Source organism: Ensifer sp. 22521, assembly GCF_052044795.1.
Classification (GTDB): domain Bacteria; phylum Pseudomonadota; class Alphaproteobacteria; order Rhizobiales; family Rhizobiaceae; genus Ensifer.
This window is the reverse complement of sequence record NZ_JBQENM010000013.1, coordinates 191,184-208,013: the sequence shown is the minus strand read 5'-3', so window position 1 is coordinate 208,013 and position 16,830 is coordinate 191,184. Positions and strand designations below refer to the sequence as shown.

Sequence of the window (16,830 nt, the reverse complement as noted above, 5' to 3'; positions counted from 1 at the left end):
GACGCCGATATCCTTGCAGGTGGCTTCGGCACAATTTCGCGGACAGCCGGAGACCGCCATCTTCAGCTTGGCCGGCGTCCACGAGCCCCACATGAACTTTTCGATGCGGATGCCGAGCCCCGTCGAATCCTGGGTACCGAAGCGGCACCAGTCGGAGCCGACGCAGGTCTTCACCGTGCGCAGCCCCTTGGCATAGGCCTGGCCGGAGACGAAGCCGGCCTTGCCGAGATCCGCCCAGACCGCCGGCAGGTCTTCCTTCTCGATGCCGAGCAGGTCGATGCGCTGGCCTCCCGTCACCTTGACCAGGGGGATATCGAACTTGTCGACCACGTCGGCGATCGCCCGCAATTCCCCGGAATTGGTGACGCCGCCCCACATGCGCGGCACCACCGAATAGGTGCCGTCCTTCTGGATATTGGCGTGGACGCGCTCGTTGATGAAGCGCGACTGGTAATCGTCGGCATATTCGTCCGGCCAGTCGCAGACGAGATAGTAGTTGAGCGCCGGGCGGCACTTGGCGCAGCCGCAGGAGGTCTTCCACTCCAGCTCCTGCATCACGGCGGGAATGGTCTTCAGCCCCTTGGCCTTGATCAGCCGGCGCACGTCGTCATGGCCGAGCTCGGTGCAGGTGCACATCGGCTGGACGGCAGCGGGATTGTAGGTGTCTCCGAGCGTCAGCGACATCAGTTGCTCGACGAGGCCGGTACAGGAGCCGCATGAGGCGGACGCCTTGGTATGGGCGCGCACGTCGTCGAGCGAGGTCAGGCTCTTGGTCCCGATCGTCGAGACAATCTTGCCCTTGCAGACGCCGTTGCAGCCGCAGATTTCCGCATCATCCGGCAAGGCTGCAACGGCCGCCATAGGGTCCAGCGGCGACCCTCCCTGATAGGCCTGGCCAAAGATCAGCGTGTCGCGCATTTCGGTAATGTCGGTGCCACGCTTCATCAGATCGTTGAACCAGGCGCCGTCGCCGGTCTCGCCGTAGAGTACCGTGCCGATGATGCGGTTCTCCTTGAGCACCAGCCGCTTGTAGATGCCGGCGGTAGCATCGCGAAGGACGATCTCCTCGCGTCCGTCGCCGTCGGCGAAATCGCCGACCGAATAGAGGTTGATGCCGGTCACCTTCAGTTTTGTCGGCGTATCGGAATGGACAAAGGCGGCGCTGCGATCGCCGGCCAGGTGACGCGCGGCAACCCGCGCCATCTCATACAGCGGCGCCACCAGGCCATAGACCATGCCGCCGACCTCGGCGCATTCGCCGAGCGCCATGATGTGGCCGTCGGACGTCTGCATACCGGCGTCGACGACGATGCCGCGGTTGGTGGCAAGCCCCGCCTCCTTGGCAAGGCCGACATTCGGTCGGATGCCGACCGCCATCACGACCAGTGTCGCCGGGATGATCCGGCCGTCGTCGAGTTCAATGCCCTCGACCTTCTCCTCGCCGACGATCCGCTTGGTATTCGCTTTGGTGATGACCTTGATGCCACGCTCTTCGACCGCCCTCTGCAGCAGGTAGCCGGCGGACGGGTCGAGCTGCCGCTCCATCAGCGTCGGCATGACGTGCAGGACGGTGACGTCCATGCCGCGTGCATTGAGACCGGCTGCCGCTTCGAGGCCGAGAAGACCGCCACCGATGACGACAGCCTTTTCGCGCGACTGGGCCGCAAGCAGCATCGCCTGCACATCGTCGAGATCGCGATAGGTGATGACACCGCGCAGGTCCTTGCCCGGTACCGGAATGATGAATGGCACCGAACCGGTCGCGATCACGAGCTTGTCGTAACTCTCGGTGACGCCATGGTCGGAGGTGACGGTCTTGGCGTCACGGTCGATGGCGATGATCTTGTGGCCCTTGTAGAGCGTGATCTCGTGCTTGATGTACCATCCGTCGCCGTGGATGATGATCTGCTCGTAGTCCTTCTCGCCCGAAAGCACCGGCGACAGCATGATGCGGTCGTAGTTGACGCGCGGCTCGGCGTTGAAGATCGTCACCGCGTATCGGCCCGAGGCCTTCTCGAAGAGTTCTTCCAGCATGCGGCCCGGCGCCATGCCGTTGCCGATGATCACGAGCTTTTCAGTGGTGTGTTCAGCCATGGGATCACTCCGCAGCTTCGACGAAGCGGTGGCGCTCGTAGAGGAACTTGAGCACGGCTTCGCGGCATTTGAGGTAGGTTCGGTCGCCGGCAAGCTCGATGCGGCGGCGCGGTCGGGCGAGCGGCACGTCGAGGATTTCGCCGATGCGGGCTGATGGGCCATTGGTCATCATCACGATGCGATCGGAAAGCAGCACCGCCTCATCCACGTCATGGGTGATCATCAGCACCGTGTTGCCGAGCTCGGCATGGATCTGCATCACCTGGTCCTGCAGATGCGCGCGGGTCAGCGCGTCCAGCGCACCGAAAGGCTCGTCGAGCAGCAGCACCTTCGGCTCCATGGCAAGCGCGCGGGCGATGCCGACGCGCTGCTTCATGCCGCCGGAGATTTCGGACGGGCGCTTGTCCGTCGCATGCGCCATCTGCACGAGTTCAAGATTGCGCATCGTCCAGTCGTGGCGCTCGGCCTTGCTCTTGGTGCGCGAGAAGACCTTGTCGACGCCGAGGCGGACGTTCTCGTAGACGGTCAGCCAGGGCAGCAACGAGTGGTTCTGGAAGACGACGGCGCGATCCGGCCCCGGCTCGTCGGCAACGCGGCCGTCGAGCAGCACGACGCCGGTCGTCGCCAGCGTCAGGCCGGCGACGATGTTGAGCAAAGTCGACTTGCCGCAGCCGGAATGGCCGATGATGGAGATGAACTCGCCCCTGTCCACCGACAGCGACACCTGCTTCAGCACGTCGGTGCGCACGCCGCCGCGTTCAAAACTCTTGTCGATCAGTTCCAGCGAAAGATAGCTCTTGGTCATGGCTTTCCCCTCTCTCAAGCGGTTGCGGTGCCGCGGGTGACAACGCGGCCGACGAGGGCGATGAGGCGATCGAGCAGGAAGCCGACGATGCCGACATAGATCAGCGCGACGATGATGTCGCTGATCAGCGAGGAGTTCCAAGCGTCCCAGATGAAGAAACCGATGCCCACGCCGCCGATCAGCATCTCAGCCGCGACGATCGCCAGCCAGGAGAGGCCGATCCCGATGCGCAGGCCCGTGAAGATGTAGGGCGCCGCGGCTGGCAGCATGATCTTGGCAAAATATTCAAAGGCGTTGAGGCGCAGCACCCTCGCGACGTTCTGATAATCCTGCGGGATGTTGCGGATGCCGACAGCGGTATTGATGATGATCGGCCAGATGGCGGTGATGAAGATCACGAAGATCGCCGAGGGGTTGCCGTCTTGGAAAGCAGCCAGCGACAAAGGCAGCCACGCAAGCGGCGGCACAGTGCGCAACACCTGGAAGATCGGATCGAGCCCGCGCATGGCAAGCTGGCTCTGGCCAACCAGTGCGCCGAGCGCGATGCCGACGACCGCCGCGAGCGCATAGCCGACCGCGACGCGCTGAAGGCTCGCCGCGATGTGCCAGAAGAGCCCCTGGTCGACGCCCTGGCCGATATAGAAGGGGTGGGCGATCAGCTCCCAGCTTTCCTCCAGCACCCCGGTCGGCGACGGCAGGCTGGAATCGGGCGCCGAACAGACGACCTGCCAGGTGATGAGGATCAGCGACAGCGTGACGATGAGCGGCGCGATGTTCGCGGCACCGGCGGCGAGTCTTTCGAGCAGCGGACGACTGCTTCCGGGTTTCGCCGAGCGGGTAAAGGCGATCACGCGCGCGGCAGGTCGCGGCGCCGACGGGCCCTTGAGTTTGAGGTTGGTGACGGTCATGCCGTTCTCCTTGGTATTCGAAAGCGGATGCTGGCGGCCGGCCAGCATCGGCGATGGCTCAGGCGACGCGCGAGATCGAAAGGCTCTTGAGGTAGGCTTGCGGATCCGCGGGATCGAAGATCTTGCCGTCGAAGAATTTTTCGACGCCACGCGAGGTGGATGCCGGCACGTCGGTGACACCCAGATCCTTGGCGGCCTCACGCCAGATATCCTCGCGGTTGACCTTGGCGACGAGCGCCTTGACGTCGGTATCGGGCGCGAACTTGCCCCAGCGGATATTCTCGGTGAGGAACCAGGTATCGTGGCTCTGGAAGGGATAGGAGGCGTGATCGCGCCAGAACTTCATGAAGTGCGGGCTCTGTTCGACGACCTTGCCATTGCCGTAGTCGTATTCGCCCTTGAGGCGATCAACGATGTCCTTCGGCGGCACGTTGAACCAGCTGCGCTTGCCGACGATCTTCGCCAGTTCGTCCTTGTTCGCCATGTCGTCGCACCATTGCGCCGCCTCCTGGATCGCCATGGTAAGCGCCTTGGCAGCACGCGGATTCTTCTCCACCCAGTCGGCGCGCATGGCGAAGGACTTTTCCGGATGCTCGTTCCAGATTTCGGCGGTGTTGACGGCGGTGTAGCCGATCTTCTGGTTGACGAGCTGCTCGTTCCAGGGCTCGCCGACGCAGAAACAGTCCATGGTGCCCACCTTCATGTTGGCGACCATCTGCGGCGGCGGCACGACGATGGTTTCGACATCGCTATCGGGATCAATGCCACTGGCGGCGAGCCAGTAGCGGATCCAGAGATCGTGGGTGCCGCCGGGGAAGGTCATAGCCACCTTGGCGGCGGCACCTTCGGCCTTCTTTTTGGCGAAAGCTTCCTTGAGCGCGGATGCATCGAGGCCGACCTTGAGGTCGGCATAGGCCTGGCCGACCGAGATTGCCTGGGCATCGAGGTTGAGGCGCGCAAGGATCGCCATCGGCAGCGGCTGGTTGTTCTGAGTAACCTTGCCGGTCGAGATCAGATAGGGCATCGGCGTCAGGATATGGGCGCCGTCGATGCCGGCGCCGGCGGAGCCGAGCACCAGGTTGTCGCGGGTCGTGCCCCAGGAGGCCTGCTTGACCACCTCGACTTCGGTCATGCCGTATTTGTCGAAGAGGCCCTTCTCCTTGGCGATGATCAGCGGTGCCGAGTCGGTGAGCGCGATGAAGCCGAGCACGGCCTTGGTGGTTTCCGGCCCGGAGCCTTGCGCAAAGGCACCGGATGGGAAGGCCGACTTGACCGCGCCGAAGAGCGCAACGGTCGCGGTGGTCTTCAGCAGGCTTCGGCGGGTCAGACCGCCGGTCGAAAACTTGGTCATGCGCAGGTTCCTCTGCTGGCCGGATAACGGACATAAAAAAACGCCGCTCGGTGCTTGCGTCCGGGATCGGGAGGAACCCTCGGAAAACAAAAACCTTGCGACGTCGGTGTCGTTGGCAAACGCGATCTGGCGTTTGAGATAGCTTCAATCGCCGTTGACCGAAGCATTTCTAGAAAAGCAAGGGCCGTGCCAGTTCGCCGCCACGCCCCTTAGTGGTTTGAATTCAAATCGTAATTTCCGGATGCAGATGCGGCGCCCATAAATGCGCCTATTGTAGACTCTGCTGAATTATTGTGCGGTGCACATATTCCGCATCGGGATTCTGCACAAACATGGTGCGCCATCCTCAACCCTCCTGCTCGACCGAAACGCTCTCCGCCAAAGCGCGAACGGGGAAAGTGCGAACATAGGCCCCGATATCTGCGGGATCGAAAACGTGCCCATCCATGAAGCGTTCGCCCGGCCTCTCGCCTTCGACACGAATAGCGGGAGCGGCGGGAGCGGCGGCCCCGCCGAGCGCCTGGCGATAGAGGTCGGGGCGATAGGCGGCAGCCGCCAGCGCCTGCATCTCGGGCGATAGCCGCACTTGCCCCCAGCGCGCCATCTGGCTGTAGATCCACAGTGCCTGGACGGGACGAGGGTAGTTGGCGTGGTCGCGATGAAAAACGAAGTAGTCGTCGATCACTCGCCTGTTGCCGGCCGCATCGATGGCGAACTCTCCGGCGAGAACCCGGCGGATGATTTCGACCGGGGCACCGATGTAACGGGGGGCGGCAAGCAGTTCGGCAAGCGTGCCGCGATTGTCCGGCTCATCACACCAGCGCGCCGCCTGGTCGAGCGCCACGAGCAGGCGCGATACGGTCTCGGCATTGCTGTCCGCCCACTCCGGCCGCATGCCGATCACCTTTTCCGGCGCCAATGGCCAAATGTCCTGCTTGGCGGCGACGATGCGCCCGAGCCCACGCTCGGAGGCCACCATGTTCCAGGGCGCGCCGACGCAGAAACCATCGATGGCGCCGGCGGCAAGGGCATCCGAGGTTAACGGCGGCGGTACCACCACAAGCTTGACGTCGCGGTCCGGATCGATGCCGCCTGCGGCAAGCCAGTAGCGGACCTCGTAATTGTGCGAGGAGAAGGGATAGGTGACGCCGAGCCTTGGCGCCGCCTCGCCGCTTTGGCGCATGCGGGCAAGCACCGCGGCGAGCGCACGCGCATGGGCGAGCGCATCCTCTACTTCGCCAAGGGCGCCTTCCTCCTGCATGCGGGCGAAGAGCCGATTGGAAAGCGTGATCGCATTGCCGCCACGCCCGAGCGAGAAAGGGGCGATCGTCGGCGAGGGATTGGAGCCGAGGCCGAGCATGGCGGCCACCGGCATCGGCGAGAGCATGTGGGCTATGTCGAACTGACGAAAGGCGAGGCGGTCGCGCACATTGGCCCAGGAGACGTCCTTGACGAGATCGAGCGTCAGCCCCTCCTTGCGAGCGAAGCCGAGTTCCGCCGCCACGATCAGCACGGCGGCATCGACCAGCGGAATGAAGCCGGCTCGGATCGTCCGTGCCCCCTCGCCGCCCAGTCTCACCGGCGCCGGCAGCCCGTCGCCCACCGCCGCGCCGGGTCGCGAATTGTCGATGGTCGTCATGATGTTCACTCCGGTGTCTCCTTCCGACAGCATCGGAAACCGCGCTCTCACATCAGCAGGCCCGCGGCCGTGACCACGCTCTGCGCGATCTCCGACATCTTCTTCTTTTCGTTCATCGCCGTCTGGCGCAGCAGCGCGAAGGCCTCGTCTTCCGAAAGTCCGCGCATCTTCATCAGGATGCCCTTGGCGCGCTCGATCACCTTTCGCTCTTCCAGCGCCGATTTCGCGTCGGCGAGCTCGCGCTGCAGCCGGCTGAAGGCGTTGAAGCGGCTGACGGCCATGTCGAGGATCGGTTTGACGCGTTCCTTCTTCAGCCCGTCGACCACATAGGCGGAGACGCCCGCCTCCACCGCCGCCTCTATCGACGCCGTATCGGAGCGGTCGACGAACATGGCGATCGGCCGCCCGACGGTGCGGGTGAGCTGGAACAGATGCTCCATCATGTCGCGGTTGGGGTTTTCGATATCGATGACGATGACATCGGGCCTGAGCGTGTCGATGGTGCGCGCGACGCCCTGGACCTCGTGAATGACCGTGACCTTGCGATGGCCGGCCTCATGCAAGCCTTCCTCGATGATCGAGGCGCGGATGGCGTTCTCGTCAATCACGAGAATGGTGAGGTCCCGGTGTGTCATCGCTCGATCATGATGCAGCGCAGCATTTTTCGCAACAGGATTTGCCTATTGTTTTGACATTTGTATTATATGCATAAAATTTAGGCGAATCGCCAATCGATTGGGCGAGGTTCGCGACGATAGCGGGATGCGGTCGGACGATGTAAAAGACGTGGGAGCAAAAGGATCGGCGCGCGGATGGCAAAGGGTCAGTTCAGGATGCTGCGCAGCGCTACCGCGGGCATTGACGCGGTGGAGGCGGAAACGCGCCATTCCTTCGCCCGCCATACCCACGAGCAATTCGGCATCGGCCTCATCTACCAGGGCGCCCAGAAATCGCTCAGCGGCCGCGGCATGGTCGAGGCCGGCGCCGGCGACCTGATCACCGTCAACCCCGGCGAGGTGCACGACGGCGCACCGATCGGTGACGCCGGCCGTTCCTGGCGCATGCTCTATTTCGATCCTTCCGTCATTGCCACCGCCGCCGAGGATATCAGCCAGGGCCGCTCGGACGCTGGAGAATTTGCCTTACCGGCTTTTAAGGACGCCGAAGCGGCAAACCAATTCCGGGCACTGTTCACGGCGATCACCGGTCCCAAAGCACAGGATGAGACGATCCGGCGCGAGGAGCGGCTTCTGCTGCTGCTTGCGAGCGTTCTTGCCACCGGCAGACCCCAGCACCACGAAAGACCGGCAACCGTCACCGCTGCAAAAACGATGATCGACGACGATCCGACGGCGACGATCACGCTTACCGACCTCGCCGTCGAAGCAAAGCTCAGCCGCTTCCAGCTCGTGCGCAACTTCGCGAGAGCGGTCGGCCTGACGCCGCATGCCTATATCGTCCAGCGCCGCATCGATCTCGCCCGCCGACTGATCGGCGCAGGCACACCGCTGGCAGAGGCCGCATTCGCGGCCGGCTTTGCCGACCAGAGCCACATGACGCGCGTCTTCGTCAGTAAATACGGCCTTTCGCCCGGCATCTATGCCGAGGCCAGGCGGTAGCACCCGCAATTCCGTTCAAGACCCGCCTCCACCTCCGGCGCATTGCTCGACCTGCGCATCGACAAGCGCGGCACTGCAACGGAGAACGGACATGTCGGAAAAATTTCAGGGCTATCTCTATCTGTCGCTGGCGATGATCCTCGTCGGCAGCACGGTGATCGCCAGCAAGATCATCGCCGCCGGGCTTGCGCCCTTCACCGCGACGGCCATGCGCTTCGCCATCGCCTTCCCGCTGTTCCTGCTGCTGAAGTGGATCACCGAGACGCCGTGGCCGAAACTCGGGCGGCGCGACTGGCTGATCCTCATCGCCCAGGCGGGTGCCGGTAGCGTCGGCTACACCACCCTGCTGATCGCCGGTCTCAGCCTGACGTCCGCAACCGACGCAGGCGTGGTGATCGGGACCCTGCCGATCGTTTCCGCCGCAATCGCCATCCTGCTTCTCGGCGAGCGCCCCGACCGCCGGATGCTTGCGGCGATCGCGCTCGCCGCTGTCGGCGTGCTGACCATCGTCTTCAAGCCCGGCGAAGGCGCCGCGCACTCCCCGTTCGGCATCGCCCTCATCTTCGGCGCCGTCATCTGCGAGGGCCTGTTCATCCTCATCAACAAGCGCGTCAGGGCCGAGATCTCTCCGCTTGCCCTTTCGACGCTGATGGCAGGTCTCGGCCTCGCCGTCGCCCTCATCCCCGCGCTCTTCGAGGCACCTTCGGCCGCACGGATCGACAAGGGCGCGATCGTTGCGGTTCTCTACTATGCGCTCATTCCGACGGTGGCGGGCTTCGTGCTCTGGTATGCCGGCTCCGCACGGGTGAGCGGCACCGAGGCTTCCGTCTTCACAGCGCTGGCGCCCGTCTCCGCCGTGCTCTTTGCCTTTCTTCTGCTCGGCGAGCCGGTCGGCACTCACCAGTTGCTTGGGATCGGCTGCGTGCTCGCCGCCGTACTTGGCCTGACCGTGCCCCAGATCCGCGCCAGCCGAAGGACAGCGCGCGCCTTTCAGGCAGGGAAGGCTTGAGCCAGAATGAACGCATCTAATCCGAGGGCCTCCATGCACTTCCAACACGCAGACGATATCTGGCGCGACTTCCCGGAGCTCAACGTCGGCGCACTCTTCATCGACAACGTACGCAGCGAAGTTTCGGTCGAGGACCATGTTCGCCGCTTCCAGGCGATCGCAGAGGACCGCCTCGGCGCCGGATCGGAAAGCGATCTGCCGGAAATCCAGGCATGGCGCCGAACCTTTGCCAGGATGGGGCTGAAGCCGACACAGTATCGCTCCGCCTCCGAGGCGCTGCTCCGGCGCTTCCGGAAAGAAGGCAGCCTGCCGGCGATCCATCCGCTGATCGATCTGTGCAACGCCGCCTCGCTCGCCTCCGCGATTCCCATCGCGGTCTTCGACCTTTCGAACGTCAGCGATTTTCTGCACGTCCGCCGCGCGGTCGGCAACGAGACCTATCTGACCTTCGCAGACGAAACGGAAAACCCGGAACCCGGCGAAGTGATCTTCGCGGATGCCGAAGGACGGGCCCATGCCCGGCGCTGGACCAACCGGCAGAGCGGCCATTCGGCGATCCGGCCGCAGACGGCGCATGCGCTGATCGTTGCCGAAGCCATGCACGAAACGGCGCGAGAGGACGTCGCGCGTTTGATGACTGCGCTTTCGGAAGCGATCTCTGCAGCTTGGAGCACTCGCCCGAGCATGGCCATGCTGGATCGCTCGTCACGGCGTTTCGATTTTTCGATTTAGGGAAGTCGTTCCGACACGGCGCGGCAGGCGCCGGAAAACCGGCCGATGCCTCAGGCACCGGCCGGACGAGAAATCGATCACGCCGCCTTGGCGACGTGATACTCCTTGATCGCGACCATCTTAATCGCCGGATAGCGTTCCGCCTCGTAGCGCAGCGAGAAGCTGTCCTGCGCCAGGAACACCGGGTCGCCATCGAGGTCGCGGGCGATGTCGCCGCGACGGGCCGTGACGAACTTGTCGAGTTCGGCAGGCTGATCAGCCGAGATCCAGCGGCAGACCGAGAAGCGCGACATTTCGAAGGAAACCGGCAGGCCGTATTCGGCGCTGAGGCGCTCCTTCAACACGTCGAGCTGCAGCGCGCCGACGACGCCGACGATTGCCGGCGAGCCGTCTTCGGGCGAGAAGAGCTGCACGACGCCCTCTTCCGCCATCTGCTGCAGCGCTTCCTTCAGCTTCTTGGCCTTCATTGCATCTTCCAGACGCACGCGGCGCAGGATTTCCGGCGAAAAATTCGGCACGCCCTGGAACACCAGCGACTCGCCCTCGGTCAGCGTGTCGCCGATCCGGAGCGTGCCGTGGTTGGGGATACCGACGACGTCGCCGGCATAGGCGGTGTCGGCGAGCTGGCGCTGCGACGCGAAGAAGAACTGCGGGGCACTGAGGCCCAGCTGCTTGCCGGTGCGCGACAGCCGCGCCTTCATGCCGCGCTCCAGCTTGCCGGAGCAGACGCGGGCAAAGGCGATGCGGTCGCGATGGTTCGGGTCCATGTTGGCCTGGATCTTGAAGACGAAGGCCGTCATCTTGTCGTCGGTGGCGTGCACCGTGCGGATATCCGCCACCTGGTCACGCGGCGGCGGCGCGATGTCGCCGAGCGCGTTGATGAGATCGCGCACACCGAAGTTGCGCAGCGCCGAACCGAAGAAGACCGGCGTCAGGTGGCCTTCGAGGAAAGCCTTCTTGTCGAAGGGCTTGCAGGCCTCGATCGCCAGCGTCAGCTCGTCGGTGAAGGCGTCGCGCTCGTTCTCAGGCAGCCGGTGGGAAGCCATTTCCGGACCGTTGACCTTGGTCGGGATTTCCTGCGTGTCGGAGCCGCGCACGGTGTCGTGGGCGAGATTGTAGGAGCCGCAGAAGGTCTTCGAGCGGCCGATCGGCCAGGTCACCGGCGCGCAGTCGAGCGCCAGCTTTTCCTCGACCTCGTCCAGGATCTCGAAGGGATCGCGGCTTTCGCGGTCCATCTTGTTGACGAAGGTGATGATCGGGATGTCGCGCATGCGGCAGACTTCGAAGAGCTTCAGCGTGCGCGGCTCGATACCCTTGGCGGCGTCGATGACCATGACAGCGGCATCGACCGCCGTCAGCGTGCGGTAGGTGTCGTCAGCGAAGTCTTCGTGACCGGGTGTGTCGAGAATGTTGAAGACGTTGCCGCCATATTCGAAGGTCATCACCGAGGTGACGACCGAGATGCCGCGCTCGCGCTCGATCTTCATCCAGTCCGAACGGGTCTGGATGCGATCCTTCTTGGCCTTGACCTCGCCGGCGAGCTGGATGGCGCCGCCGAACAGCAGCAGCTTTTCGGTGAGAGTGGTCTTACCGGCGTCCGGGTGGGCGATAATCGCAAATGTGCGGCGGCGGGAGACCGCCTCGGCGAGAGTTTCAGCCATGTCGTAGAATCCTGTGAGTTGCCGCGTCCTTTACAGGCTCGGCCCCGATTATGCAATTGACCGAGGCGCCCGCCGCCCGGCTTATGCGGTCATGAGCACGCACCCCTCCGTTTCCCGCCCGACCCTCAACCTCGTTCGCCTGCCGCATGGCGAAGGCCTCGAGCTGCCCGCCTATGAGACGGCAGGCGCCGCCGGCATGGATTTGCGCGCAGCCGTTCCCGGCGATCGGCCGCTCATGCTCACCCCGGGCAAACGCGCCCTCGTTCCGACCGGCTTCATCTTCGAGGTCCCCGTGGGCTATGAAGCGCAGATCCGCCCGCGCTCGGGCCTTGCCTTCAAGCACGGCATCACCTGCCTCAACACCCCCGGCACCATCGACAGCGACTATCGCGGCGAGGTGAAGGTGCTGCTCATCAATCTCGGTGACGAAGACTTCCTCATCGAGCGCGGCATGCGCATTGCCCAGATGGTGATCGCGCCGGTCACGCAGGTCACCGTTCGCGAGAGCGACAATGCCAGCGAGACGACGCGCGGCGCCGGCGGCTTCGGCTCGACCGGGGTTTAATCTACGCAATTCCGGACGGAAAACCGCTTCACACTTTTCCTGGAATTGCTCTCTTAAATTAACGGCGGCAAGCGGCGCTTGACCGGCGAAGACTTGACGATCGAGGTGTTGGTTTGCGCCTTCTCGGCGATCCGGTCGAGGATCGTGTCCAACTGCGCCATGTCGCGCACGAAGAGCTTGGCGATGAAGCAATCGTCGCCGGTGACCTTGTCGCATTCAACGATTTCGGGCGTGTCCTGGATTAGCCGCTCGACGATGTGCAGCATGCCCGGCATCGGCCGCACGCGGATGACCGCCTGCAGGGGATAGCCGACTTTCTGGGGATTGAGAGCGATGGTGAAGCCATCGAGAACGCCGCGCTCTTCCAGCTTGCGCAGACGATCCGCAGCACTCGGCGAGGAAAGGCCTGCCTCCTGCGCCAGCTCCTTCAGCGATACCCGGGCATTGGCTGCCAGAATGTCTAGGATCCGTCGGTCAATCTCGTCCAGCATCACGGCACCATAAGTCATTGCAACAAACAGAACTTCGATAATTAGGCAATCTAACACAATTGCCTTCGTTCATCCATGGGAAAGGCTGCAAGCACCGGCTATTCTCCGATCACCAACATGGAGCGGCGAACATGAATACCGAACTCAAACGCGGCAGCATCGAGATGACAGCCGCGATGCTGATTTCCGGAACCATCGGCTGGTTCGTGCTGAAGTCGGGGCAGCCGGTGACGAGCGTCGTCTTCTGGCGCTGCGTCTTCGGCGCCGTGACACTCGTCGGCATTGCCTGGTTTCTCGGTCTGTTCGACCGCCGCCACTTCAGCCGACGGATGCTGCTGCTTTCGATCGTCGGCGGCGTCGCAATCGTCGTCAACTGGCTGCTGCTCTTCGCCGCCTATTCCCACGCGTCGATCTCGATCGCGACGATGGTCTACAACACCCAGCCCTTCATGCTCTTGGGGCTCGGCGCGCTGTTCCTCGGCGAGAAGATCACGGCCACCAAGATCTTTTGGCTGTCGGTCTCGTTTGCCGGCATGCTGGCGATCATTTCGGCCAAACCCGGCCACGGCTTCGCGCCGGAAAGCTATCTGATCGGCGTAGCACTTTCGATCGGCGCGGCCTTCTTCTACGCGATCGCAGCGATCGCGACGAAGCTGCTCAAGGGCACGCCGCCGCACCTGATCGCGCTGATCCAGGTGATCACAGGCACCCTGATGCTGGCGCCGATGGCGCTCGCAGCGCCCGCCCCGTCTGGTACCGGGCAATGGACGATCCTGGTCACGGTCGGCATCGTCCACACGGGACTGATGTATGTGCTGCTCTATGGCGCGATCCAGCGGCTGCCGACGCATATGACCGGCGCGCTCTCCTTCGTCTATCCGATTGCCGCCATCGTCGTCGATCGCATCGCCTTCGGCCATCAGTTGCAACCGATCCAGATCCTCGGCTCGATCGCCATCCTCATTGCCGCCGCCGGCATGAATCTCGGCTGGAAACTTCGCCTGCCCTCTTCTATCAAGCGGGAGCGCGAAGGGAGAGCCGCATGATCACCTGCTATCTGAAATACGTCATCGACCCTTACAAGGCCGCCGAGTTCGAGCACTATGCCAAGCTCTGGATTCCGCTCGTCAATCGCCTCGGCGGCACGCATCACGGCTATTTCATGCCGCATGAAGGGGCGAACAACATCGCGCTCGCGCTCTTCAGTTTTCCGAGCCTTGCGGCCTATGAAAGCTACCGCCAGGAAATGGCCGCGGATCCGGAATGCCAGGAAGCCTTCGCCTATGCCGAGAAGACGCGCTGCATCGTCAGCTATGAGCGCAGCTTCATGCGGCCGGTTTTCGAGTGAGCAGTTCCAGGAAAAGTGTGAAGCGGTTTTCCGTCCGGAATTGCGTCACCTGAAAGAACGTGAGCGCGGATTAACGCCGCGCCTCCGATGCCATGCTCAGCGCAAAGCCGAAAAGCGCCGTACCCATGGCCCAGCGCTGCACCACCATGAACAGCGGCCGCCCGGCGAGGAAGGCCGCGATGCCGCTGGCGGCAAGCGCGATCATCGCGTTGACGGTAACGCTGGTCATGATCTGGATCGACCCGAAGACCAGCGACTGGCCGAGCACATTGCCGAGTTCCGGCCGGATGAACTGCGGCAGCAACGAGAGATAGAGCACCGCCACCTTGGGATTGAGCAGGCTCGTCAGAAACCCCATGACGAACAGCTTCTTCGGCCCGTCCTTCGGCAGATGGCGGACCTGAAACGGCGAGCGGCCACCCGGCCGCACAGCCTGCCAGGCGAGATAAAGAAGGTAGCCGGCGCCGGCAATTCTCAGCGCATCATAGGCAAAGGGAACGGCGAGAAGCAGCGCGGTGATGCCGAGTGCGGCCGAAATCATGTAGACGACGAAACCGAGCGCCACGCCGCCGAGCGAGATCAATCCGGCGCCCGGCCCCTGGCTGATCGAACGCGAGATCAGGTAGATCATGTTCGGCCCCGGCGTCAGCACCATGCCGAGTGCAAGGAGGGCAAAGCCGATGATATCTTTCAACTCGGGCATTGAGAGGCGCCTTTCGCTCGTTTTCTGCAAGCTCTACCGATCCCGCGTCGGCGGACAACGCCAGACTTGTCACCCGATCAATTTTGTCGTCAGGCGCCCATCGGTCGTCGTTCCTTGATTTCCCTTTTTTGTCCGTCTGCGCTAGAAATCGGCATCGCCACCGGAAGGAATGCCCATGACGCTCGCGGCTCTCATCGCCTATAGCGGCGCACTCTTCATCGCTGCGGCCATACCGGGTCCCGGCGTGACGGCGCTCGTCGCCCGCGCGCTGGGCTCCGGTTTCCGCGAAACCTTCTTCATGGGTCTTGGCATCGTGCTCGGCGACATGATCTACCTGACGGCTGTCGTGCTCGGGCTGGCGTTGATCGCCCAGACCTTCACCACGGTCTTCCTGGTGGTGAAATTCGCAGGCGTCCTCTATCTCGGCTACATCGCCTGGAAACTCTGGACCGCGGGGCTGCTGCCCGAGGACATCAAGGCGAAACCGTCGACGAGTGCCGCCATGTCCTTCCTCTCCGGCCTGCTCGTCACCCTCGGCAACCCGAAGACGATGCTGTTCTATGTGGCGCTGGTGCCGACGCTGATCGACATCGCAGACATCGGCCCCCGCGACTACGGCCTTTTGCTGGCGGCAACCTTCCTGGTGCTGTTGGCCGTGCTGGTTCCCTATATGCTGCTCGCGGCGCGCGCACGGCTGCTGCTCAAGCAGCCAAAGGCGCTGCAAGCACTGAACCGGGTCGCAGCCAGCGTGTTGGCGGGAACGGCCGCCTATATCGCCGTCCGCGCGAGCTGAAAAAACTTTTCCTGAACAACAACTTCGCCGGTGCTTTTTCCTCCGGCGGATCGTCGCTGCGTCTTTGTCGTGCTGGAATTGAGCAGTCATTGTTCCTATTCTCATAGCTGACAGTTCACGCCCAAGGGAGAAACCCATGTCCGACACACGCAAGCCCGGCCGCGGCCGCGTCTATTCCTCGATCACGGAGACGATCGGCGATACGCCCATCGTGCGGCTGGACAAGCTTGCCAAGGAGAAGGGCGTCAAGGCGAACCTGCTCGCCAAGCTCGAATTCTTCAACCCGATCGCCTCGGTCAAGGACCGCATCGGCGTGGCGATGATCGAGAGCCTGGAAGCCCAGGGCAAGATTACTCCCGGCCGCACGACCCTGATCGAGCCAACCTCGGGCAACACCGGCATCGCGCTCGCCTTCGTCGCCGCCGCCAAGGGCTACAAGCTGATCCTCACCATGCCGGAAACGATGTCGGTCGAGCGCCGCAAGATGCTGGCCCTCTTTGGCGCCGAGCTGGTGCTGACGGAAGGTGCCAAGGGCATGAAGGGCGCGATCGCCAAGGCGCAGGAACTGGTCGAGACGCTGCCCGACGCCATCATTCCGCAGCAGTTCGAGAACCCGGCCAACCCGGAAATCCACCGCAAGACGACCGCCGAGGAAATCTGGAACGACACCGAAGGTGCTGTCGACATCTTCGTGTCCGGCATCGGCACCGGCGGCACGATTACCGGTGCCGGCCAGGTGCTGAAGGCGCGCAAACCCTCGATCAAGGTGATCGCAGTCGAGCCGGAAGAGTCCCCTGTGCTTTCCGGCGGCAACCCGGGCCCGCACAAGATCCAGGGCATCGGCGCGGGCTTTGCGCCGGTGATCCTCGACACCTCCGTTTATGACGAGATCGTCACCGTCAACAGCGGCGAAGCGATCGAGGCTGCTCGCCTCGTCGCCAGGCTCGAAGGCGTGCCGGTCGGCATCTCCGCCGGCGCAGCACTGACGGCGGCGATCGAGGTTGGCCAGCGCGAAGAAAACGCCGGCAAGACCATCGTCGTCATCATCCCGTCGTTTGCCGAACGCTATCTCTCGACCGCGCTGTTTGAAGGCCTCGGCGGCTGATCGACAA

The 16,830-nt window shown here is 63.5% G+C and carries 17 protein-coding genes; 8 read left to right on the top strand and 9 right to left on the bottom strand.

Features of this window, described 5'->3' with window-relative positions; translation table 11 throughout:
• The 6 genes from nirB to ACTJKE_RS21630 form a co-directional block, all read right to left on the bottom strand.
• Positions 1-2,094 (bottom strand): nitrite reductase large subunit NirB (gene nirB, locus ACTJKE_RS21655; RefSeq protein ID WP_440660557.1); only part of this gene is annotated, 2,094 nt, incomplete at its 3' end.
• Positions 2,095-2,098: 4 nt separating this feature from the next.
• Complete coding sequence (locus ACTJKE_RS21650) at positions 2,099-2,899, bottom strand: ABC transporter ATP-binding protein (protein WP_058326260.1); 801 nt, start codon at positions 2,897-2,899, stop codon at positions 2,099-2,101.
• Positions 2,900-2,913: 14 nt separating this feature from the next.
• Complete coding sequence (gene ntrB / locus ACTJKE_RS21645; RefSeq protein WP_082663437.1) at positions 2,914-3,807, bottom strand: nitrate ABC transporter permease; 894 nt, start codon at positions 3,805-3,807, stop codon at positions 2,914-2,916.
• A gap of 58 nt (positions 3,808-3,865) precedes the next feature.
• On the bottom strand, positions 3,866-5,158 hold the full coding sequence (locus ACTJKE_RS21640) for a CmpA/NrtA family ABC transporter substrate-binding protein (protein ID WP_058326259.1): 1,293 nt from the start codon (positions 5,156-5,158) through the stop codon (positions 3,866-3,868).
• A gap of 346 nt (positions 5,159-5,504) precedes the next feature.
• Positions 5,505-6,806: a CmpA/NrtA family ABC transporter substrate-binding protein gene (locus ACTJKE_RS21635; protein WP_425986052.1), complete on the bottom strand. Its 1,302-nt coding sequence runs from the start codon at positions 6,804-6,806 to the stop codon at positions 5,505-5,507.
• A 38-nt stretch (positions 6,807-6,844) separates the two neighbouring features.
• Positions 6,845-7,432 (bottom strand): ANTAR domain-containing response regulator, encoded by a 588-nt coding sequence (locus ACTJKE_RS21630; RefSeq protein ID WP_058324614.1) that lies wholly within the window; start codon positions 7,430-7,432, stop codon positions 6,845-6,847.
• Between the two features lie 177 nt (positions 7,433-7,609).
• Between ACTJKE_RS21630 and ACTJKE_RS21625 the strand changes: the two genes are divergently transcribed.
• The 3 genes from ACTJKE_RS21625 (at position 7,610) to ACTJKE_RS21615 (ending at position 10,157) form a co-directional block, all read left to right on the top strand.
• A complete protein-coding gene (locus ACTJKE_RS21625; RefSeq protein ID WP_058324613.1) occupies positions 7,610-8,416 on the top strand; it encodes an AraC family transcriptional regulator in 807 nt (268 codons plus the stop codon).
• Between the two features lie 91 nt (positions 8,417-8,507).
• Positions 8,508-9,425, top strand: coding sequence for a DMT family transporter (locus tag ACTJKE_RS21620; protein ID WP_058326258.1), 918 nt, complete (start codon positions 8,508-8,510; stop codon positions 9,423-9,425).
• A 33-nt stretch (positions 9,426-9,458) separates the two neighbouring features.
• Positions 9,459-10,157: a B3/B4 domain-containing protein gene (locus ACTJKE_RS21615; protein WP_058326257.1), complete on the top strand. Its 699-nt coding sequence runs from the start codon at positions 9,459-9,461 to the stop codon at positions 10,155-10,157.
• Positions 10,158-10,234: 77 nt separating this feature from the next.
• On the opposite strand, the gene ACTJKE_RS21610 is transcribed toward ACTJKE_RS21615, so the two are convergent.
• Positions 10,235-11,818 carry a peptide chain release factor 3 gene (locus tag ACTJKE_RS21610; protein WP_058324610.1) on the bottom strand — a complete coding sequence of 528 codons (1,584 nt, stop codon included), beginning with the start codon at positions 11,816-11,818 and terminating at the stop codon, positions 10,235-10,237.
• A 91-nt stretch (positions 11,819-11,909) separates the two neighbouring features.
• Between ACTJKE_RS21610 and dut the strand changes: the two genes are divergently transcribed.
• Positions 11,910-12,383, top strand: coding sequence for a dUTP diphosphatase (dut, locus tag ACTJKE_RS21605; RefSeq protein WP_058324609.1), 474 nt, complete (start codon positions 11,910-11,912; stop codon positions 12,381-12,383).
• Positions 12,384-12,436: 53 nt separating this feature from the next.
• Here dut and ACTJKE_RS21600 read toward each other — a convergent pair whose 3' ends face one another.
• Positions 12,437-12,874: an Lrp/AsnC family transcriptional regulator gene (locus ACTJKE_RS21600; protein ID WP_057248242.1), complete on the bottom strand. Its 438-nt coding sequence runs from the start codon at positions 12,872-12,874 to the stop codon at positions 12,437-12,439.
• Between the two features lie 131 nt (positions 12,875-13,005).
• Here ACTJKE_RS21600 and ACTJKE_RS21595 point away from each other — a divergent pair, with 131 nt between their 5' ends.
• Together ACTJKE_RS21595 and ACTJKE_RS21590 are read left to right on the top strand one after the other, a co-directional pair.
• Positions 13,006-13,920 (top strand): DMT family transporter, encoded by a 915-nt coding sequence (locus tag ACTJKE_RS21595; RefSeq protein WP_058326256.1) that lies wholly within the window; start codon positions 13,006-13,008, stop codon positions 13,918-13,920.
• Positions 13,917-14,222, top strand: coding sequence for an NIPSNAP family protein (locus ACTJKE_RS21590; RefSeq protein WP_057247940.1), 306 nt, complete (start codon positions 13,917-13,919; stop codon positions 14,220-14,222). Before ACTJKE_RS21595 ends, ACTJKE_RS21590 begins: the two co-directional genes overlap by 4 nt.
• A 70-nt stretch (positions 14,223-14,292) precedes the next feature.
• Here the strand turns inward: ACTJKE_RS21590 and ACTJKE_RS21585 are convergent, their stop codons facing one another.
• Entirely contained in the window at positions 14,293-14,925 is a 633-nt protein-coding gene (locus ACTJKE_RS21585) for a LysE family translocator (RefSeq protein ID WP_058324607.1), read from the bottom strand.
• A gap of 175 nt (positions 14,926-15,100) precedes the next feature.
• Between ACTJKE_RS21585 and ACTJKE_RS21580 the strand changes: the two genes are divergently transcribed.
• Positions 15,101-15,718: a LysE family translocator gene (locus ACTJKE_RS21580; protein WP_058326255.1), complete on the top strand. Its 618-nt coding sequence runs from the start codon at positions 15,101-15,103 to the stop codon at positions 15,716-15,718.
• 136 nt (positions 15,719-15,854) lie between these two features.
• Positions 15,855-16,823, top strand: coding sequence for a cysteine synthase A (gene cysK, locus ACTJKE_RS21575; RefSeq protein ID WP_058326254.1), 969 nt, complete (start codon positions 15,855-15,857; stop codon positions 16,821-16,823).
• The last annotated feature ends 7 nt before the right edge of the window (positions 16,824-16,830 follow it).